Annotated in this window: 23 protein-coding genes; 11 read left to right on the plus strand and 12 right to left on the minus strand. The window is 73.1% G+C overall.

Translation table 11 applies throughout. From position 1 onward, the window contains the following. Positions 1-317: 317 nt before the first annotated feature. From ACE101_RS23600 to ACE101_RS23610, 3 genes are all read right to left on the minus strand, one after another. Complete coding sequence (locus ACE101_RS23600) at positions 318-1,202, minus strand: HpcH/HpaI aldolase/citrate lyase family protein (RefSeq protein WP_379134847.1); 885 nt, start codon at positions 1,200-1,202, stop codon at positions 318-320. A gap of 159 nt (positions 1,203-1,361) precedes the next feature. Beyond that, on the minus strand, positions 1,362-2,252 hold the full coding sequence (locus tag ACE101_RS23605) for an N-formylglutamate amidohydrolase (protein WP_379134849.1): 891 nt from the start codon (positions 2,250-2,252) through the stop codon (positions 1,362-1,364). A 107-nt stretch (positions 2,253-2,359) separates the two neighbouring features. Next, positions 2,360-3,265, minus strand: coding sequence for a glycosyltransferase family protein (locus tag ACE101_RS23610; RefSeq protein ID WP_379138877.1), 906 nt, complete (start codon positions 3,263-3,265; stop codon positions 2,360-2,362). A gap of 148 nt (positions 3,266-3,413) precedes the next feature. Here ACE101_RS23610 and cpdR point away from each other — a divergent pair, with 148 nt between their 5' ends. The 4 genes from cpdR to ACE101_RS23630 all read left to right on the plus strand — a co-directional run bounded on the left by cpdR (position 3,414) and on the right by ACE101_RS23630 (position 5,630). Beyond that, a complete protein-coding gene (gene cpdR, locus ACE101_RS23615) occupies positions 3,414-3,770 on the plus strand; it encodes a cell cycle two-component system response regulator CpdR (RefSeq protein WP_012334928.1) in 357 nt (118 codons plus the stop codon). Positions 3,771-3,841: 71 nt separating this feature from the next. After that, entirely contained in the window at positions 3,842-4,099 is a 258-nt protein-coding gene (gene grxC / locus ACE101_RS23620; RefSeq protein ID WP_379134852.1) for a glutaredoxin 3, read from the plus strand. Positions 4,100-4,175: 76 nt separating this feature from the next. Beyond that, positions 4,176-5,054, plus strand: a complete 879-nt coding sequence (locus tag ACE101_RS23625) for a carbon-nitrogen hydrolase family protein (protein ID WP_379134855.1) — start codon at positions 4,176-4,178, stop codon at positions 5,052-5,054. A 105-nt stretch (positions 5,055-5,159) separates the two neighbouring features. Then, positions 5,160-5,630, plus strand: a complete 471-nt coding sequence (locus ACE101_RS23630; RefSeq protein WP_379134857.1) for a DUF1178 family protein — start codon at positions 5,160-5,162, stop codon at positions 5,628-5,630. Positions 5,631-5,648: 18 nt separating this feature from the next. Here ACE101_RS23630 and ACE101_RS23635 read toward each other — a convergent pair whose 3' ends face one another. Further along, positions 5,649-6,152, minus strand: coding sequence for a disulfide bond formation protein B (locus tag ACE101_RS23635; protein ID WP_379134859.1), 504 nt, complete (start codon positions 6,150-6,152; stop codon positions 5,649-5,651). An 11-nt stretch (positions 6,153-6,163) separates the two neighbouring features. Continuing rightward, a complete protein-coding gene (locus tag ACE101_RS23640) occupies positions 6,164-6,745 on the minus strand; it encodes a YqaA family protein (RefSeq protein WP_379134862.1) in 582 nt (193 codons plus the stop codon). Between the two features lie 223 nt (positions 6,746-6,968). Between ACE101_RS23640 and ACE101_RS23645 the strand changes: the two genes are divergently transcribed. The 4 genes from ACE101_RS23645 (at position 6,969) to ACE101_RS23660 (ending at position 10,415) form a co-directional block, all read left to right on the plus strand. Continuing rightward, entirely contained in the window at positions 6,969-8,306 is a 1,338-nt protein-coding gene (locus ACE101_RS23645) for a protoglobin domain-containing protein (RefSeq protein ID WP_379134864.1), read from the plus strand. Positions 8,307-8,515: 209 nt separating this feature from the next. Beyond that, on the plus strand, positions 8,516-8,641 hold the full coding sequence (ykgO, locus tag ACE101_RS23650) for a type B 50S ribosomal protein L36 (RefSeq protein ID WP_379134867.1): 126 nt from the start codon (positions 8,516-8,518) through the stop codon (positions 8,639-8,641). A gap of 97 nt (positions 8,642-8,738) precedes the next feature. Then, a complete protein-coding gene (locus ACE101_RS23655; protein ID WP_379134870.1) occupies positions 8,739-9,362 on the plus strand; it encodes a tetratricopeptide repeat protein in 624 nt (207 codons plus the stop codon). Positions 9,363-9,377: 15 nt separating this feature from the next. Then, on the plus strand, positions 9,378-10,415 hold the full coding sequence (locus ACE101_RS23660; protein ID WP_379138879.1) for an alpha/beta fold hydrolase: 1,038 nt from the start codon (positions 9,378-9,380) through the stop codon (positions 10,413-10,415). Positions 10,416-10,462: 47 nt separating this feature from the next. On the opposite strand, the gene pyk is transcribed toward ACE101_RS23660, so the two are convergent. The 4 genes from pyk to ACE101_RS23680 all read right to left on the minus strand — a co-directional run bounded on the left by pyk (position 10,463) and on the right by ACE101_RS23680 (position 14,741). Continuing rightward, the gene (gene pyk, locus ACE101_RS23665; protein ID WP_379134873.1) at positions 10,463-11,899 is read right to left on the minus strand and encodes a pyruvate kinase; all 1,437 of its coding nucleotides are present in this window, start codon (positions 11,897-11,899) and stop codon (positions 10,463-10,465) included. Between the two features lie 119 nt (positions 11,900-12,018). After that, positions 12,019-12,480 carry a DUF1036 domain-containing protein gene (locus tag ACE101_RS23670; RefSeq protein ID WP_379134876.1) on the minus strand — a complete coding sequence of 154 codons (462 nt, stop codon included), beginning with the start codon at positions 12,478-12,480 and terminating at the stop codon, positions 12,019-12,021. Further along, positions 12,452-13,756: a glycerate kinase type-2 family protein gene (locus ACE101_RS23675; protein WP_379134878.1), complete on the minus strand. Its 1,305-nt coding sequence runs from the start codon at positions 13,754-13,756 to the stop codon at positions 12,452-12,454. Before ACE101_RS23675 ends, ACE101_RS23670 begins: the two co-directional genes overlap by 29 nt. Before the next feature lie 34 nt (positions 13,757-13,790). Further along, complete coding sequence (locus tag ACE101_RS23680) at positions 13,791-14,741, minus strand: DMT family transporter (RefSeq protein WP_379134881.1); 951 nt, start codon at positions 14,739-14,741, stop codon at positions 13,791-13,793. Between the two features lie 173 nt (positions 14,742-14,914). On the opposite strand from ACE101_RS23680, the gene ACE101_RS23685 reads away from it, so the two are divergent. Further along, entirely contained in the window at positions 14,915-15,697 is a 783-nt protein-coding gene (locus tag ACE101_RS23685) for an N-formylglutamate amidohydrolase (protein ID WP_379134884.1), read from the plus strand. Positions 15,698-15,839: 142 nt separating this feature from the next. Then, positions 15,840-16,145 carry a DUF1244 domain-containing protein gene (locus ACE101_RS23690; protein WP_379134887.1) on the plus strand — a complete coding sequence of 102 codons (306 nt, stop codon included), beginning with the start codon at positions 15,840-15,842 and terminating at the stop codon, positions 16,143-16,145. A 5-nt stretch (positions 16,146-16,150) separates the two neighbouring features. Here ACE101_RS23690 and ACE101_RS23695 read toward each other — a convergent pair whose 3' ends face one another. After that, positions 16,151-16,636 (minus strand): nucleoside deaminase, encoded by a 486-nt coding sequence (locus tag ACE101_RS23695; RefSeq protein ID WP_379134890.1) that lies wholly within the window; start codon positions 16,634-16,636, stop codon positions 16,151-16,153. A gap of 151 nt (positions 16,637-16,787) precedes the next feature. On the opposite strand from ACE101_RS23695, the gene ACE101_RS23700 reads away from it, so the two are divergent. Then, complete coding sequence (locus tag ACE101_RS23700) at positions 16,788-17,054, plus strand: DUF2312 domain-containing protein (RefSeq protein WP_015932389.1); 267 nt, start codon at positions 16,788-16,790, stop codon at positions 17,052-17,054. Between the two features lie 35 nt (positions 17,055-17,089). Here ACE101_RS23700 and ACE101_RS23705 read toward each other — a convergent pair whose 3' ends face one another. Together ACE101_RS23705 and crtI are read right to left on the minus strand one after the other, a co-directional pair. Continuing rightward, positions 17,090-17,509, minus strand: a complete 420-nt coding sequence (locus ACE101_RS23705) for a DUF2141 domain-containing protein (protein ID WP_379134893.1) — start codon at positions 17,507-17,509, stop codon at positions 17,090-17,092. Then, a complete protein-coding gene (gene crtI, locus ACE101_RS23710; RefSeq protein ID WP_379134896.1) occupies positions 17,506-19,080 on the minus strand; it encodes a phytoene desaturase family protein in 1,575 nt (524 codons plus the stop codon). The genes ACE101_RS23705 and crtI overlap by 4 nt, the downstream gene beginning before the upstream one ends. Between the last annotated feature and the right edge of the window lie 4 nt (positions 19,081-19,084).

Raw genomic sequence — 19,084 nt, forward strand, 5'->3', positions numbered from 1 at the left:
GCGAGGCCGGTTTCCGCATCGCGAAGCGATCATCCGGAAACCGTATGACGCCGCGGATCGCCGGTCAGGCGGCAACCTCGCGCCCGCTGCGCGCCGCATCCCCGTCGCGCAGGGCCTCCTGCGCCGCGCACCGGGAGGGGATCGCCCGGCGCATCGCCACGCATCGAGACGCGACCTCCACTGTCCGGCGCCGGGACGACGCGGGTCACCAATTCCTGCACGATTTGTGCGTCGCGGGATGAGCGGGTCAAGCCGCGCCGGACGGACGTGACCCGGCCGCGGATCCGCCGCGGCCGGGTCGGCCTCAGCGGTCCTTGTCAGCGGTCCTTGGACGCGATGGCGTCGGCCCAGGCCACCGCCCGGCGGGCCATGCCGATGTGCTGGCGCTCGAACATGCGGCCGTTGATCTGGATGGCGCCGCGCTTGGCGTTCTCGGGGCGGTCGAAGGCCGCGATGACGCCGCGGGCGATCTCGACCTCGGCCTCGGTCGGGGTGAAGGCGGCGTTGGCCGGCCCGACCTGGTTCGGGTGGATCAGCGTCTTGCCGTCGAAGCCGAGGATGCGGGCTTGGCCGCATTCCTCGCGCAGGCCCTCGACATCGGCGAAGTCGTTGAACACGCCGTCGAGGATGGTGAGCCCCTCGGCGCGGGCGGCGGCGAGCGCCATCATCAGCCAGGGCAGCATCGGGGCGCGGCCGGGGACGATCTGGGTCCAGGTGTCCTTGGCGAGGTCGTTGGTGCCGAGGACGAAGCAGGCGAGCCGGGTGCCCGGGTTGCGCCGCGCCGCCGCGATCGCCTGGATGTTGAGGATGGCGGCCGGCGTCTCGATCATCGCCCAGACCCGGATATGCGCGGGCGCGTCGAGCGCCTCCAGGCGGTCGGCGATGTTCTCCAGCACGGCCGGGGAAGAGACCTTGGGCATCAGGATCGCGTCGGGGCCGGCCTCGATCGCGGCCTTGAGGTCCGCCTCGCCCCACGGGGTCTGCGGGGCGTTGACCCGGACGATCAGCTCGCGGTCGCCGTAGGCGCGGCTGCGCACGGCGGCGCAGACCTGCTCGCGGGCGACCTCCTTGGCGTCCGGCGCCACCGCGTCCTCCAGGTCGAGGATCAGCGCGTCCGCCGGCAGGGTCTTGGCCTTCTCCAGGGCGCGCGGGTTGGAGCCCGGCATGTAGAGCACGCTGCGGCGCAGGCGGAGATCGGTCATGGCGTCGTTTCCTCTGGGTTCGCCCTCTCGACAGGTTCCGGAATGATCCTCGCGGGCGCCCATCGAGAACCTGCTGCCTCTCGGCAGAGAGCTGCCTCCTGGCGGCACCCTAATCGAAAAATGCTGCGCCGCACACAACCCGGCCCGCGGGGTCGCCCGCTACTCGGCGGCGATGCGGGCGGGAGCGAGGTCGAGGGGCAGGGCGGAGACGGCGCGGAACACCGCGGCGAGGCGCTCCACCAGGGCATCGAAGCCCGGCTTCGGGATCAGCGTGCGCTCGTCCATGTAGAGGGCGCGGTTGATCTCGATCTGCAGCGCGTGGCGGCCGAGGGAGGGCTCGCCGTAATGCTCCGTGATGAAGCCACCCGCATAGGGCTTGTTGCGCACCACCCGGAAGCCCTGATCCTGCAGGGCGGCCTCGACGCCGTCGGTGAGCGTGTGGGCGCAGGCGGTGCCGAAGCGGTCGCCCAGCACCACGTCGACCCGGGGGCCCTCCTCGCGCCCCAGGCTCGTGGAGGGCATGGAGTGGCAATCGATCAGGACGACATGCCCGAACAGCGTGGTGGTGCGGGCGATGAGCCCGCGCAGGGTGCGGTGATAGGGCTTGTAGAGCCCCTCGATCCGCGCGGTCGCCTCCTCGACGGGCAGGCGCCCGCGATAGATCTCCTGCCCGTCCGCCACGACGCGCGGCACCGTGCCGAGGCCCCCCGCGACCCGCATCGAGCGGATGTTGGCGAAGGGCGGCAGGCGCCCGTCGAACATGCGCGGGTCGAGCTCGTAGGGCTCGCGGTTCACGTCGAGATAGGCCCGCGGGAAGCAGGCCCGCATCAGCGGCGCGCCGAGGCCGACCACGGGCGCGAACAGGCGGTCCACGAAGGCGTCCTCGGAGCGGCGCAGGGAGACCGCGTCGAGCCGCGAGGCGGCCACGAAGGACGGCGGATAGACCGCACCGGAATGCCCGGTGTTGAAGACGTAGGGCAGGCTGTGCCGCTCCGGCTCGTCGACGACGAAGGGCGGCGAAAAGAGGCTTTCGGGACCCGGGCTGCTCATCCGGCCGCCCGGGCGCGCGCGACGGGGAGGGAAGGGGGCTTCAACCGCATGTCGCTACTGTGACGTCCGGGCCGGGAGCTGTCCACTGGCGCGCGCGCGGGAAACCGTCACGGAAGCGGCCGGAAGACGCGCTCCGGGGAACCGAGCCGGGCGCGCGAACCGTCGAGGAGGCCGCGCCCGACCGCGCGACGCACCTCCCGGGAGAAGCGGTTGCGGGCGAGGTAGATGCCGATCCGCGGCGGCATTAGCAGCAGGGTCTTGGCCTTGTGCGCGCGGGGCACGTGAGGCAGGCGCAGCATGGCGAGCTGGTTGCGGATGAAGGTGTAGAGCCGCCGCGGCGGCTGGTCCGTGAGGGTCAGGCCGAAGGGGAGCCGGATCACGCCCCGGCCGAGTTCATGCGCCATCGGGATGTCGGGAGCCACGAAGATCGCGTAGCCGCGATGCGCCGCGCGCATGCCCCATTCGACATCGATGGCATCGATGAAGAAGTCGGCCCGGAAGGGACCGACCGCCCGCGCCGCCGCGCAGGCGAGGAGCGAGCCCGACGAGAAGGCGAAGCCGACCCGCCGCACCGGCGCCTCGGGCCAGCGCGGATCGGGATCCGGCACCGCGCCGAGGGGCCGCCCCTCCGGGCCGACCGGCTCGGCGGCCACGATGGCCGGGCGCTCGCCCGCCCGGCTCAGCGCGCCGTGCCGGGCCGCCAGCGCCCGCACCGCCCCGGGCGCGGGCAGGCTGTCCTGATCGAGGAGGAACAGGAAGGCGTCGCCCGCCGCCTCGGCCGCCGCGAGAAGGCGGTTGTAGGCCGCGCCCAGCCCCTCGTTGGCGGCGGGACGCAGCAGATCGAGCGGGGTCTCCCCCGCCGCCCGCCGCAGCGCCGCCTCGAGTTCCGGCGGCAGCGGCGAGTTGGCGACGATCGCGAGCGCCCGCGCCTGCGGCGCGACCCGGGCCACGAGGCGCAGGAGCTGGTCCGGATCGGGGTGGAACACCACGATCCCCGCCAGCACGGTGTTCATCTTGCCTAAGGGAATTGCGTCCAAGGGTGCCGTCCGTTTCGGGTTCCCCGAAGCGCCGCCGAGACTGGGCCGGCGCATCAACACCTTGTTTACCAAGCCGACGCTTTATGGAAAGAACGCGTCGAATCGACAGCCGGGACACCGCTCGATGAAGATCCTCCTCGCGGAAGACGACAACGACATGCGTCGCTTCCTCGCCAAGGCCCTGCAGAATGCGGGCTACGACGTGGCCTCGTTCGACAACGGACTCTCGGCCTACAACCGGCTGCGCGAGGAACCGTTCGAACTCCTGCTCACCGACATCGTGATGCCCGAGATGGACGGGATCGAACTCGCCCGCCGGGCGACGGAGCTCGATCCGGACATCAAGGTGATGTTCATCACCGGCTTCGCCGCGGTGGCGCTCAACCCGGATTCGAAGGCCCCGAAGGACGCCAAGGTCCTCTCGAAGCCGTTCCATCTGCGCGAGCTCGTCAACGAGGTCGAAAAACTGATGGCGGCCTGACCGGGCCGGCTTTCGCTTCCGGACGAAACCCTCTATCCGGCGCGGGCGACCAGACCCGCGAGAGCCGCCCGATGCAGCCCGTCACGATCTACACCACGAGCTGGTGCCCCTACTGCTCGGCCGCGAAGTCCCTCCTGCGCGAGAAGGGCGCCGCCTTCACGGAGATCGACGTGGAGGCGAAGGCGGGCGCGCGGCGCGAGATGACCGAGAAGGCGGGCGGGCGCACCAGCGTGCCGCAGATCTTCATCGGCGCCACCCATGTGGGCGGCTGCGACGACCTCTACGCCCTCGACCACGCCGGCAAGCTCGACCCGCTGCTGGCGGGCTGAGGCGCGAACGCCCTTTTCCTGTCCGCCGGACTTCCTCTAGGCTGACGCGCCCCGCACGCCAGAGAGAGATCCGCCCATGACCGCGCCCCGCTTCGTCGCCGCCTGCGTCCAGATGCGCTCCGGACGCGACCCGGCGCAGAACCGCGACGCGGCCGTGGCCGGCGTGCGCGCGGCGGCGGAGCGCGGCGCGCATTACGTCCAAACCCCGGAGATGACCTCGCTCCTGGAGCGCGGCCGCGACAACCTGTTCGCGAAGATCACGGTGCCGGAGGCGGACATCACGCTCGCCGCCCTGCGCGAGACCGCCCGGGCGCACGGCGTCGTGGTGCATGTGGGCTCGCTCGCGGTGCGCAACGGCGACAAGGTGGCCAACCGCGCCTTCCTGATCGGGCCGGAGGGCGAGATCCTCGCCTCCTACGACAAGCTCCACCTCTACGACGTCGACCTGCCGAACGGCGAGAGCTGGCGGGAATCCGCCACCTACACGGGGGGCGCCTGCGCGGTCGTCGCCGACCTGCCCTGGGCCCGGCTCGGCATCGCCATCTGCTACGACGTGCGCTTCCCCGCCCTCTACCGGGCGCTGGCCGAGGCGGGTGCCGAGATCCTCACCGCGCCCGCGGCCTTCACGCGCCAGACCGGCGAGGCGCATTGGCACGTCCTGCAGCGCGCCCGCGCCATCGAGACCGGCTCGTTCATGATGTCGGCCGCGCAGGGTGGGCGCCACGAGGACGGCCGCGAGACCTACGGCCACTCGCTCATCATCGATCCCTGGGGACGCATCCTGGCGGAGGCGGACGGGGCCGAGCCGGGGGTGATCCTGGCCGAGATCGATCTCGGGCTCGTCGCCGACGCCCGTGCCCGCATCCCGGCCCTGCGTCACGCCAGACCCTTCACGGTGGAGACCCGCACGGCGGAGACCCGCACGGTGGAGACCGCGACGGCGCGCCGCGCCTGACCGGGCGGAAAATGCTCCGGAAAATGCTCTAAGAGGCGCCCGCCACGGTCGGATTCGCGAGGATCGCCTCTCGCGGGCGCGGCCGCTCATCCCGATATCCCGATCATGATCCGTTACGCCCTCTCCTGCGAGGCCGGCCACGCCTTCGAGAGCTGGTTTCCGTCGAGCGAGTCCTACGACGACCAGCTCGCGCGCGGCCTCGTCGCCTGCCCGGTCTGCGCGAGCCCCAAGGTCGCCAAGCAGCTGATGGCGCCCGCCCTCGGCCGGCGCGGCAATCGCGGCGGCCTTCCGGCCCCGGCGGAGGCCCCTCCCGCCGCTCCGGCCCCCGAGCCGGTCCGCCTGATGTCGGAGCCCGAGCGCCAGCTGCGCGCGATGATCAGGGAGCTGCACGAGCACGTGGCCCGGACCTCGGACCATGTCGGCGACCGCTTCGCGGAGGAGGCCCGCAAGATGCATTACGGCGAGGCCGAGCAGCGGGCGATCCACGGCGAGGCGAGCCTCGCGGAGGCCCGCGCCCTCCTGGAGGAGGGCATCGCCGTCCAGCCCCTGCCGTCGCTGCCGGACGAACGGAACTGAGACCCGGTTCGCCGGCGCTCAGCTCCGGACGGCGCGCAGGGACGCCGCCCCGGCGAAGCCCGCCAGGGCGAGCGAGATCAGGGCGTTCCAGCCCGCCAGCGACACGCCGAGGAAGCGCCACGCCGCATCCGTGCAGCTCACCACCCGGATCGTGTCGAGGCTCTTGAGGAAGTCGTTGACGCTCGCCGGTGCGGCCCCGGTCCCGCCGCCGCAATCGCTCGGTCCCGGCCAGAAACCCCATTCCGCCCCCGCGTGATAGGCGCCGAGCCCGGCGCTGGCCAGGAACAGGAGGGCGAGCCCCGCCAGGACCCAGCGCGCGAAGCGCGGCGGCAGCAGGGCCGCCGCGAGCGCGAGCGGCAGGGCGAGGTAGTAGGGCTGGCGCTCCGTCAGGCAGAGCTTGCACGGCACGTAGCCGAAGCCGTGCTGGACAATCAGCGCCGCCCCGACCGTCGCCGCGGCGGCGGCAAAGAGCACCAGCGCCGCCGGACGGGTCGCCGTGACCCGGAACGCGATCGCCGTCATGACCCTCACCCTCAGAACAGGTAGCGGAAGCTCACGAACCCGGCCACGCCGACCGCCACCACGACGGCGGCCACCGCGTTCAGGTGCCGGTCGAGCACGGTGCGGATCCCGACCCCGTAGCGGCTCACCAGCCCCGCCAGGATGTAGAACCGCGCGCCCCGGGTGATCAGGGAGAGCAGCGTGAACCAGAACAGGTCGTAGCCCGCGAAGCCCGAGGTGATGGTGACGAGCTTGTAGGGGATCGGCGTGAGGCCCTTGAGCAGGATCACCCAGTGGCCGTGCTTGGCATAGGCCTCCCGGAAGGCCTCCGCCCCGTGCGACAGGCCGTAGAGGTTGAACAGCCATTGCCCCAGGGAATCGTACAGGAGGGCGCCGATCGCGTAGCCGACGAGCCCCCCGACCACCGAGGTGAGCGTCGCCACGAGGGCGTAGGTCCAGGCCCGCTCGGGCCGGCTCACCACCATCGGCACCAGCATGACGTCCGGTGGGATCGGGAAGAACGAACTCTCCGCGAAGGAGACGGCCCCGAGCGCGTAGGGTGCGGAGGGGCGCGCGGCGAGCGCGAGGATCCACTCGTAGAGGCGGCGGAGCATCGATTCGAGGGCCTGTCTTCGCGTGAGGATGTGCCCTTTCAGCACAGGATTGCGGCGCTGGCGAGAGCCATGCACGCGGCTCTTCCGATGCTCGTCCGGAAGATCGCGGCGCGCGGGCCCCGGACCGCCCGGCACGATCGCCGCCCGGGCAACGGACCGTTAAGCGCGATCTGGGACTGTCCGCCGCAGTTTCGACCAGTTATCCGGCGCCCGGGGGCTCCACGTGCAGAGCAGCGATGAGATCAGCGGCCGCTTGGCGTTCATGGAGATCGATACCGCCACGGTCGCGACGCTACGACGCCTGTGGCCGGTGATTGCGCCGGCATTGCCGGGAATCCTGGCGCGATTCTACGACACGATGCGCAGGACGCCGCGACTCGCGGCGATGATCGGCCCGCAGCAGCCGCGGCTGGTCGCCGCCCAGTCGGCGCATTGGGAGGAGCTGTTCAGCGGGCGCTTCGATGCCGAGTACCTGGCGAGCATCCGGCGCATCGGGCGCGTGCATCACCGGATCGGGCTGGAGCCGCGCTGGTACATCGGCGGCTACACCCTCGTGCTGAACGCGCTCGTGGGCGTGGTGACGGAGCGGGCCGGCCTTCTCGGGCGCCGCACCCTGCCCGCGCAGATCGCCGCCATCAACAAGGCGGTGATGCTCGACATGGATCTCGCCCTCACGGTCTACGTGGACGTGCTGACGGACGAGCAAGAGCGCCGGGAGCAGGCGCTCACGCAGGCGATCGCGCAATTCTCCGGCGCGGTGCAGTCGAGCCTCTCGGTCTCCGGCGCGGCGAACGGCGCGCTGGCCCGCAGCGCCGAGACGCTGAACGCCGCCGCCGCCGATGCCAGCACCCTCGCCGACGAGGTCACGGGCACCGCCGAGCAGACCGCGTCGAACCTCCAGGCCGGCGCCGCGGCCGCGGAGGAACTCGCCGCCTCGATCCGCGAGATCGGCCTGCAGGCCGGGCGCTCCGCCGACGTGGCGCGGCAGGCCGTGGACAGCGCCCGCAGCACCGAGGAGACCGTGCTCGGCCTCGCCGAGCAGGCCCGGGCGATCGGCGAGGTCGTCGACCTCATCAACGAGATCGCCGGCCAGACGAACCTGCTGGCCTTGAACGCCACCATCGAGGCGGCCCGGGCCGGGGAGGCGGGCCGCGGCTTCGCGGTCGTCGCCGCCGAGGTGAAGTCCCTGGCCGGGCAGACGGCGAAGGCGACCACCGATATCGGCTCGCGGATCGGGGCCATCCAGGAGGCGACCCGGCGCAGCACGACGAGCATCCAGGACATCGTCCGGGTGATCGGCGAGGTGAGCACCATCGCGACCACGATCGCCGCCGCCGTCGAGGAGCAGACGGCCGTCACCTCGGAGATCGCCGGCAACGTCCAGCGGACGGCGGCGGCCACGAGCCTCGCGGTGGAGAGCATCGCGACCCTGCGCGACCGCACCGCCTCGTCGGCCGCGGCGGCCCAGGACGTCACCCAGGCCCGCGAGACCCTGGATCAGCAGCTCGCCCGCCTGCGCACCGACATCGACGGCTTCCTCGACACCGCCCGCTCGGCCTGAGGATCAGGACAATCGCGGAAGCAATCGCCTTGGCCTCCCGATCAATCAACATTGACTTTTCGGCCCGTCACGGTACACAGGCGGCCCTCGCACGGACGGCGCCTTGCGCCGCCCGGCCTTGGCGTTTGGTCTCGGGCCGCGCCGCGATTTCGTTCAACCTCGACACCGCGACCGGTGAGGAGCCGGCGCGCCGACGTGAGACCAGACCGATGAAGATCCGCAATTCGCTGAAGTCGCTCGCCGGTCGGCACCGCGACAACCAGATCGTGCGCCGCAAGGGCCGCATCTACATCATCAACAAGACCCAGAAGCGCTACAAGGCCCGCCAGGGCTGATCGGCGGCGCGGAGCCCCCGCGGCTGCCCAGCCGCAAGGGGGCGCCGCGGCAAGCCATCGCGTTGACCATCCGGCCCGGGCGCCGGAGCATGGCGGCATGCGTCGCCTCTCCGCCGCGCCCGGCCTCGCCGGGCTTCTCCTGACCGGTCTTCTCCCGGTGAGCCTCGCCGGTTCTCCGGCCGGAGCCCAGAATGCGGCTCCGCCCGATCCCGGTGGAGCGCCCAAGGAGGCGCCTCGGCCGCCCGCGACGCTGGACGACCTCTTCGGCCGGCTCAAGGCCGCCAAGACCGACGCCGAGGCCCGCGCCGTGGCGCAGCTCGTGGAGCGTCGCCTCGACCGCTCCGGCAGCGACACCGTCGATCTCCTGGCCAACCGCGCCGGCCAAGCCCTCAAGGACAAGGACGCCGCCCTCGCGGTGGAACTCCTCGACCGGGTGGTGGCGCTCGAACCCGGCTGGGCCGAGGGCTGGAGCCGCCGGGCCACCGCCTTCTACCTCCTGGAGGATCAGGCGAGCGCGCTCGCCGACCTGAGCCGGGCGCTGCGGCTGGAGCCGCGGCATTTCGAGGCCTGGGCGGCCCTCGCCCACATCTACATGGCGAGCGACGACAAGGCCCGGGCGCTGGCGGCCTTCCGCCGGGCCCAGGAGATCTATCCCCGCATGGGCAAGGTGCGCGAGGCCATCGATCATCTCTCCCCCGACGTCGACGGCCGCGACCTGTGAGCCGCGCGCTTGCGCATGCCGCCCGGCCCTGAGCCGCGGTCCCGGCGGATCCTGCGCGTGCTGACGGCTTTCCTCGGCGGGATCGCGGCGCTGGTGCTGGCGCTCGCCGCCGGCGGCGCCCTCGCCACGTGGTTCATCACCCGCCAGGTGGAGGCGCGCTATCCGCCCGCGGGCCGCACGGTGCCGGTGACCGGCGGGCACCTCGCCGTGCTGGAGGCGGGCCCGGGAGAGGGCAGGCCGAGCCGCGGCACCGTGGTGCTGCTGCACGGCGCCTCGGCGAACGGCATGGACCCGATGCAGGCCTTCGGCCGGCGCCTTGCCGGGGACGGGTTCCGGGTGCTGGCCTTCGACCGGCCGGGCTTCGGCTGGAGCGAGCGCATCGCGGGGCCGGCGGCCGCCTCGCCCACCGTGCAGGCGCGGCTGATCGCCGAGGCGCTGGAGGCGATGGGCGTCGGCCCGGCGACATTCGTCGGCCATTCGTGGTCCGGGGCGCTGGCCGCGACCCTCGCCCTCGACCATCCGGACCGGGTCTCCGGTCTCGTGCTGCTCGCCCCCGCCCTCTATCCCTGGCCGGGCGGGACGGTGTCCGGCTACGCGGGCTGGTCCCGCTTCCCCCTCGGCCGGGCGCTGCTCTGGATCGCTACGCGCACGATCGCCGCGCCGCTCGGGCTCACCTGGCTCGACCGCTTCGCCGCGGCGGTCTTCCGCCCTGATCCGCTGCCCGCGGACTACGTCGACGCGGCCCGGGTGCCGCTGGTGCTTCGCCCCGCCACCTTCGCGGCGAACCTGCAGGATCTCGACGGGCTCTACGGCTTCCTGGCCGGTCAGAGCCCGCGCTATCCCGAGATCGCGGTGCCGACGACGATCGTGGCCGGCGACATCGACCCGATCGTGCGGACCGAGGTCCATGCGGTGCCGATGGCGCGGGCGGTGCCCGGGGCCCGGCTCGTGGTGCTGCCCGGCATCGGCCACATGCTGCACTACACGGCGACCGACACGGTGGTGTCGGAGATCGAGGCGGTGACGGCCCGCCAGCGGGCGGGAGCGGATTGAGGGGAGGCGCGGTCGCGGGCTCGCGGATGCCGGGCCCGCGCACCCCGTCAGGCCTTCGCGGCGTGCTCGCGGGTCACCTGGGCGATGCGGATCAGGTTCGTCGCCCCCGGCGTGCCGAAGGGCAGGCCGGCCACCACGATCACCCGGTCCCCGACCTTGGCGAAGCGCTCGCGCACCGCGAACTTGCAGGCGCGGAACGACATGTCGTCGATGTCGCTCGCGTCGTTGGTGACGATCGGGTGCGTGCCCCAGGCCATGGCGAGGCGCCGGGCCGTCTCGCGCTTCGGGGTGAGCGCGATCACCGAGGCGTTCGGGCGGGCGCGGGCGAGCCGCAGGGCCGTGGAGCCGGAGGCCGTCCAGGCCATGATCGCGTCGAGGCCGAGGGTGCCGACGATCTGGTGCGCGGCGAGCGCGATCGCGTCCGAGGCGGTCGCCTCCGGCACCGAGCGCTGGGCGGCGATGATCGACCAGTAGATCGCGTCCTGCTCCACCTGCTCGGCGATGCGGCTCATGGTGGTCACCGCCTCGACCGGGTAGGCGCCCGAGGCGCTCTCGGCCGAGAGCATGACCGCGTCCGCCCCCTCGTAGACGGCGGTGGCGACGTCCGAGACCTCGGCGCGGGTCGGGACCGGGGCGCTGATCATCGATTCGAGCATCTGGGTCGCCACCACCACCGGCTTGCCGAGGCGCCGGGCGCCGCGGGTGATGCGCTTCTGCACGCCGGGCACCTGCTCCAGCGGCATCTCCACCCCGAGGTCGCCGCGGGCCACCATCAGCCCGTCCGACACCTCCATGATCGCGTCGAGATGGGCGAGCGCCTGCGGCTTCTCGATCTTCGCCATGACCAGGGCGCGGCCGGCGGCGATCGCCTTGACCTCGGCCACGTCCTCCGGGCGCTGCACGAAGGAGACCGCGATCCAGTCGATGTTGGCGGCGAGTCCCGCCTCCAGGTCGAGATGGTCCTTCTCGGTCATGGCGGCCACCGGGATGGTGGTGTCGGGCAGCGAGACGCCCTTGCGGTTCGAGATGCGCCCCCCCACGAGGACGCGGGTCACGGCCCGGCGCGGCCCGACCTCGACCACCGACAGGCGCAGCTTGCCGTCGTCGATGAGCACCGTGTGCCCCGGCTCCAGGGAGGAGAGGATCTCCGGATGGGGCAGGTGGACCCGGGTGGCGTCGCCGGGGGCCTCGTCCCCGTCGAGGACGAAGGTCTGGCCGGTCTCCAGGATCGCCGCGTCCCCGGCGAAGCGCCCGACCCGCAGCTTCGGCCCCTGCAGGTCGAGCAGGATGGCGATGGGCCGCCGCAGGCGCTGCTCGATGGAGCGGATCACGGCGACGCGCTCGGCAAGGTTCTCGCGGGGCAGGTGGCTCATGTTGAGCCGGAACACGTCGGCCCCGGCCTCGAAGAGCCTCTCGATCACCTCCGGTTCGCCGGAGGCCGGGCCGAGGGTGGCGACGATCTTGGTGCGGCGGGCGCGCTTCATGGCAGTTCCGGGCGGAGAGGGCGACGGCCGCCCCGCCGGGAGAACCGATCGGGGTCGACCGAGCCCTGCATACCAGTCCGGGCCGGGCCGATCTCCTCTCCCTTCTGGCGAGACGGCGCTCAGGGACTCGAGGCGGGCCGGCCCGGATCGGTGAGCTGGATGGTCCAGCTCTTCTGCTCGCCGGTATCGACCTCGAAGAAGCCGTTGCGGTCGAAGCCGCGGGCGAGGCAGTCCTCGACGCCCCGGATGGTGAACTCGCGGTCGCGGGTGCACATCAGCGAGCGCCCGCTCCACTCGCCGCCGCGGTCGTAATCGACCGCGAAGACGTAGTAGTAGCGGGCGGCGAGCGCCCCCTTCAGCAGGGTCTCGCAGCCCTTGGCGGTGAGGTTCCACCAGCCTTCGGTGACCCAGCCGCCGGCATCGCGGTAGCCGAGGGCCACGCCGATGCGGCTCCCGGTCATGTTGCACATGCGCAGGTCCGCCCGCGCGGGCGCGGCGGTGACGGCGGTGACGAGGAGCGCGGCGAGGGCCGCGCCGGTCGTGCGGAGAATCCTATCCCACCAGGATGATGCGGCAATCATTGACGTTGGTGCGGGTCGGTCCGGGCCGGACGAGGTCGCCGATCCGGTCGAAGAAGGGGGTCGAGTCGTTCTCCGACAGACTGACCCGCGGGTCCAGCCCCGCTGCTGCCGCACGGGCGAGCGTCGTCTCGTCCACGATGGCCCCGGCCGGGTCGGTGGCCTCGCCCCGCCCGCCATCGGTGCCGTCGGTATCCGCCGAGAGGGCCGCGATGCCGGGCGCCCCGTCGAGGGCGACGGCCATCGCCAGCATGTATTCCTGGTTCGGCCCGCCCTGGCCCTCGCCGCGGATCGTCACGGTGAGTTCGCCCCCGGAGATGAGCGCCACCTTGCGGCCCTCGGCGGCCATCTGCCGGGCGAGCGCGGCGTGCTCGGCCGCGACCTCCCGGGCCTCGCCCTCGAGGTCGGCCCCGAGCAGCACCGGCTCGTAGCCCGCCGCCTGCGCCGCCGCGGCCGCGGCCTTGAGAGCGTCGATCGGCCGGGCGATGATCCGGTACTCGGTGCGCGCGAAGAGCGGGTCGCCGGGCTTCGGGCTCTCGTTGGCGGGGTCGTTGAGCAGCGCCTCCGCGGCGGGCGGCAGCGGAATGCCGCGGCGGGCGCAGATGGCGCGGGCATCCGCCAGCGTGGACGGGTCCGGCACGGTGGGGCCCGAGGCGATCACCGCGGGATCGTCGCGCGGCACGTCGGAGATCGCGAGCGTGAGCAGCCCGCCGGCCTCGCGGGCGGCGAGGGCCAAGCGCCCGCCCTTGATGCGCGAGAGGTGCTTGCGCACGCAGTTGATCTCGTCGATGGCGGCGCCCGAGCGCAGCAGGGCCTTGGTGATGCCCTGCTTCTCCGCCAGGGTCAGGTCGCCCGCGGGCGCGATCCAGTTCGCCGAGCCGCCGCCGGAGAGCAGCACCAGGACGAGATCGTCGGCCCCCGCCGAGGCGGCGAGTTCGAGGCTGCGGCTCGTGGCGTCGATGCCGGCCTGATCCGGCACCGGGTGGCCGGCCTCCACGACGGCGATGAGGCCGGCGGGCTCGCCGTAGCCGTGGCGGGCCACCGCCTGTCCGACCAGCCGGTCCGGGCCGAGGCCGTGGACCTCGCGGTAATGGCGCTCGGCCACCGCCGCCATGCTGGCGCCCGCCTTGCCGGCGCCCAGGATCACGAGGCGGCCGGCCGGCGGCGGGGGCAGCTCGGGCACGAGGCAGCCCCGGGGATGGGCCGCCGTCACGGCATCGTCGAGGAGGCGCAGCAGCAGCGCGCGGCGCGCATCGGCGGGGGAGGGGCTGGCGGTCACGGGGCGGATCCTCGGTCTGTTTGTTGCGTGTCGATCAGGATCGGCGGCGCCGGGGACGGGCGACCGCGATGCCGATGAGGATGAGGGCGCCGCCGAGGGCCTGCGGCCCGCTCAGCGCCTCGCCGAGGACGAGCCAGCCGAGGGCGGCGGCGGCCACGGCTTCGAGGAAGATCACGAGGGACGAGAAGGCGGCGGGCAGCCGGCCGAGGGCGACCGAGAGCAGGCCCTGGCCGCCCGCGTGGCTGAGGAGCGCCAGGGCGACGAGGCCCGCGACCGCCCCGGCCGAATGCGGCAGGACGGGCCGCGTCTCGACCGCGAGGACGACGCCGAGCAGCACGACGGCGGTGACGCAGGAGGCCACGAAGGTGACGCGGGCGGCGCCGAGGCCCTGTGCCCGGGCGCGCTCCACGGTCAGGAAGTAGAGGGCGAAGAACACCGCCGTGACCACGCCGTCCCGGTCGCCCGCGAGGCGGGCGGGGTCGACCTGGACCGACTGGCCGATCAGCGCCACGCCGCCCGCGAGGCAGAGGGCGAGGCCCGCCAGGGTCGCCCGGGCCGGCCGACGGCGCAGGCCGATCCAGGCGAAGAGCATCACGAAGACCGGAGCGGTGGTGGCGAAGAAGGTGGCGTTCGCCACCGTGGTGCCGAGGATGGCCCTGTGCCAGAAGACGAGGTCGCCCGCGAAGGCGAGGCCGGCGAGCAGCGCCGCGGGAGCGAAGGCCGGCCGGCGCAGATGGGGGCGGTGCGCCTCCTCGACGCGCATCCAGGCGTAGAGGGCGGGCAGCGCCAGGGCGACGCGCCAGAAGGCGCTGGCGAAGGGGCCGACCTCGGGGCTGACCAGCCGCACGAGCACCGGAGAGACGCCCATCGCCACCGCGCCGAGGAACAGGGCCAGGACGGCGAAGCCGGCCCCCTCGCTCGCCGGGCCGGCCGCGGGAGCAGCCCGCTTCGCGGCAGCCAGGTCGGGCAGGGACGGGCGGGACATCGTTGCGCGGTCTCGGGTCGGGGCGGCGGATCGATCCCCGAAGCACTATGGCATGTCGCGGCCCGCGTCACCCTGGCGGCCGGTCCGGGCACGGGCCCGGCCGCTCGGCCATTTGGGTGAGGCGGCGGGCCTGCGCTAAGGAGCCGGCTCCCGCCCGCCAGCCCCGGCCCGCCATGCCCGATCCCGTCCCGAGCCATCCCGTCGAGAGCCATCCCGTCGAGAGCCATCCCGTCGAGAGTCTTGCGGGAGACCCGGCCTGCGGGCTGCTGCTGCTCTGCGACCACGCCTCGAACGCGGTGCCGGAGGATCTGGGCTCGCTCGGCCTCGACGCGCCGCATTTCGAGCGGCACATCGCCTACGACATCGGCGCCGCCGCGGTGACGCGCTCGCTCAGCCGGCGGCTCGGGGCGCCGGCCCTGCTCACCACCTTCTCGCGCCTGATCATCGACCCGAACCGGGGGCGGGACGACCCGACGCTGGTCATGCGCCTCTCGGACGGGGCGGTGGTGCCCGCCAATGCCCGCATCGGCCCGGAGGGCGTGGCCGCGCGCATCGCCCGCTTCTACGACCCCTACGACCGCGCGATCGCGGGAGCGCTCACCGCGGCGCGGGCGGCCGGGCGGCCGCCGGCCGTGGTGGCGGTGCACAGCTTCACGCCCGCGTGGCGCGGAGTGCCGCGGCCCTGGGAGGTCGGCATCCTGTGGGACGGCGTCGACGGGCGGGTCGCCCGGCCGCTCCTCGCGGGGCTCTCGGCGGATCCGGCGGGATTCACGGTGGGCGACAACGAGCCCTATGCGGGCGGCTTGCCGGGCGACACCCTGGACCGCCACGCGAGCGCGCAGGGCTTGGCCAACGCCCTGATCGAGATCCGCCAGGATCTCATCGCCGACGCGGCCGGCCAGGAGGATTGGGCGGCGCGCTTCGCCCGCCTGCTCGCACCGCTGATGGCGGCTTGACGCCCCGGCCCGGAGCGCCGACCTGAGCCGAAGCCGCGTTCCAGGCAGCATGGCCCCCGCGATCCTGCCTGGCTTCGTATTGTCCGCATCATCGCCGCCGCCGGCTCGGCGGCCATTGCGAATGATGCCGAGGGAGAGACCCATGCAAGGGATCGACGAGACCACCCGCACCGAACTCGAAGCCGCGGTGTTCCGCCGCCTCGTGGCGCATCTCCAGGCGCGCACGGACGTGCAGAACATCGACCTGATGAACCTCGCGGGCTTCTGCCGGAACTGCCTGTCGAACTGGCTCAAGGACGCCGCCGACGCGCGCGGCCTGCCGCTCACCAAGGACGAGAGCCGCGCGCACGTCTACGGCATGCCCTACGAGGAGTGGAAGGCGAAGCACCAGACCGAGGCCGGCCCGGCCCAGCAGGCGGCCTTCGCCGCCCGCCCCGAGACCCACTGACGGGTTCAGCCGTCCCGGCTTCCGGCCGCGGCATCGGCCCGGTAGGCCTGCCACACCGCCACCGCCTCCGCCCGCATCATCGGACGGGTCGGGATCGAGCGCGCCCCGGTCGGCTTGGCGACCTCCCGCACCACAGCGCTGTCGTCGAAGTCGCTGTAGGTGCGGATGTCCTCGGCCGTCGAGGCGTAGCGGATCTCCGCGATGCCCGCCCAGTAGGCGGCGGCCGCGCACATCGGGCAGGGCTCGGCGCTGGTGTAGAGGATCGCCCCCGGCAGCTGCGGGCTCCCCGCGCGCCGGCAGGCTTGGCGGATCGCATCCATCTCCGCGTGCCAGGTCGGGTCGTTCTCCGCCGCCACCCGGTTCGCGCCCTCGGCCAGGATCCCGCCGTCCCGGACGATGACGCAGCCGAAGGGCCCGCCCGCCCGGTCGATCAGGGCGGTCTTTTCCGAGAGCGCGATGGCGCGCCGCATGAACTCCGTCTCGTCGGTCATCGGATCTCCCCGTTTCGGTGGCAGACAGGCCGTCACACGGCCGTGGCAGGCTCGCCCCCTGCCCCGGCAAGAACTCGGTAAGGTTGAGAGCCTATCAACCCTGACGAGGGCGCCCCTCGGGGAGCGCCGATCCGACAGAGGAATTCGAGCCATGGCTGCATCCCCCGTGCTCGCGGTCGACAACTCGTCGGTCGCCGCCGACCAGCTGAAGAGCATCATCGAGCGCATCGAGCGCCTGGAGGAGGAGAAGGCCGGCCTCGCGGGCGACATCAAGGACGTCTACGCCGAGGCGAAGGCCAACGGCTTCGACACCAAGGTGCTGCGCAAGATCATCTCGATCCGCAAGCGCGACCACGAGGAGCGCCAGGAGGAGGAGGCGATCCTGGAGCTCTACATGCAGGCCCTCGGCATGGCGTAGGGTCGGGGTCTGCGCGACCGCGGGCCTCGGCCATCCTACCGCGCCCCGAGCGCCCGCTGCAGCCGGATGCGGATCGCCGCGCCCGGCTCGGCGAGGCGGAAGGCCGCCGCCGCGTAATCCGGCCGGCCGCCCCGGCCGGCGCCGTTCGAGAAGCCGTAGGGCTCCCGCGGCAGGCCGAGCGGCGTGCGCGCCAGCCGGCCGTCGCCGTCGAGATCCTGGAACGCCGCCACCGCATAGGTCCCGGGCGGCACCTCCGTGAAGACGACGCGCAGGGTCGGCGCGCGCGCCGGCGCGTCCCGGCCGTCGCGGCAGAACTCCTCCGACAGACCGCCGACGCAGAGCGCCACGTAGACGGTGCCGCCCCCCGGCTGCACCCCCTCGACCTCGACGGCGAGGTCGGCGGCGAGCGCGGGCGCGCCGAGCACCGCGAGGAGGAGGGCGCCCCGGAGCCTCACGGGACCTCGCCGCCGGGCGCGACCTCGAGCGGCGCGAGCGATGACGGGGCGGGCCGCGGCTCGCGGGCCAGATCCTCCATCAACAGCCGCGCGGTGATGCGGGCCCCCTCGTAGATCACCGGCAGGCCCGAGCCCGGATGGGTGCCCCCGCCCACGAGGTAGAGGCCCCGCCCGAAGCGGTTATGCGGGCGGAAATAGAGCATCTGCCCGAGATCGTGGGACAGGTTGAAGGTCGCGCCCTCGTTCACCGCGAAGTCGTCGCGCCATTGGGTCGGATCGACGATGCGCTCGTAGCGGATGCGGCTCTCGATGTCGGGCAGGCCGAGCAGGCGCAGCCGGTCGAGGACGAGGCGGCGGTAGACCGGCCGCACCGCATCCCAGTCGATCCCGGCGCGCAGGTTCGGCACCGGCACCAGCACGTAGAGGCTGGTATGGCCGGGCGGCGCCATGCCGCCATCCGTGTAGCCCGCGTGCTGCACGTAGAGCGAGGGCTGCATCGGCAGGATGCCGCCGGAGATCTCCGCGATGTTGCGCCGGTAATCCTCGGCCAGCAGGATCGTGTGGTGGCCGAGCGCCTCCGGCATCCGGCCCTCCAGGCCCAGATACAGCATGAAGGTCGAGCAGGAGAGGCGGGCCTTGTCGAGCTTGGCGTCCCGCCAGCGCGGCCGGTGGCGCTCGGGCACGATCTCGCGCACGACCTTGGCGAAGTCGCCGTTCACCACCACCGCGTCGGCCATGATCCGCTCGGAGCCGGCCTCGATCCCGACCGCGCGCTCGTTCTCGAACAGCACCCGGTCGACGCTCGTGCCGAGCCGGATGTCGACCCCGAGGCGCCGGGCGAGCCCGGCCATCGCCTCCGAGACCGCGCCGCAGCCGCCCACCGGGTGGAAGACCCCGTGCTCGTATTCGAGGAAGCTCAGGATGGTGAACAGGCTCGGGCACCGGAACGGCGACATCCCGAGGTATTTGGTCTGGAACGAGAAGGCGAGGCGGACCCGCGGATCCGCGAAGTAGCGGGCGAGGTCGCGGTCGACGGTGGCGTGCGGGCGCAGGAGCGGCAGCGCCCGCAGCATGGCCGGCGAGGCGAGGCTGCGCAGCGAGTCGAAGGCCTGCTCCAGCACCGGCCGGAAGGCGGCGAGCTTCGCCCGGTTGTCGGCGAGGTAGCGCCGGACGTTGCGGGCATCCGCCGGCGCGATGCGGGCGATCTCGGCCTCGAGACGATCCATGTCCGAGGAGGCGCGGATCTCGCCGCCGCCCTCGAAGACGAGGTGGTAGAGCGGATCGAGCCGCTCCAGCCTCACGTGATCCTCCAGCCGCTCGCCCACCGAGGCGAAGATGTCGGCGAGGATGCGCGGATAGAGGAAGAAGGTCGGCCCGATGTCGAAGCGGTAGCCTCCCGGCGCCGTCATGGTGCGGGTGCGCCCGCCGACCTCGGCCTCCCTCTCGACCAGCGTGACCTGAACGCCCTCGCGGGCGAGCAGCAGCGCCACGGCGAGGCCGCCCGGCCCCGCCCCGACCACCACCGCCCGCCGGCCCGTCAAGGTGCGGCTGCCCTCCCGCGGCTGAAACAAACCT

It is taken from the genome of Methylobacterium carpenticola, assembly GCF_042748905.1.
In the GTDB taxonomy this organism is placed as follows: Bacteria; Pseudomonadota; Alphaproteobacteria; order Rhizobiales; family Beijerinckiaceae; genus Methylobacterium; species Methylobacterium carpenticola.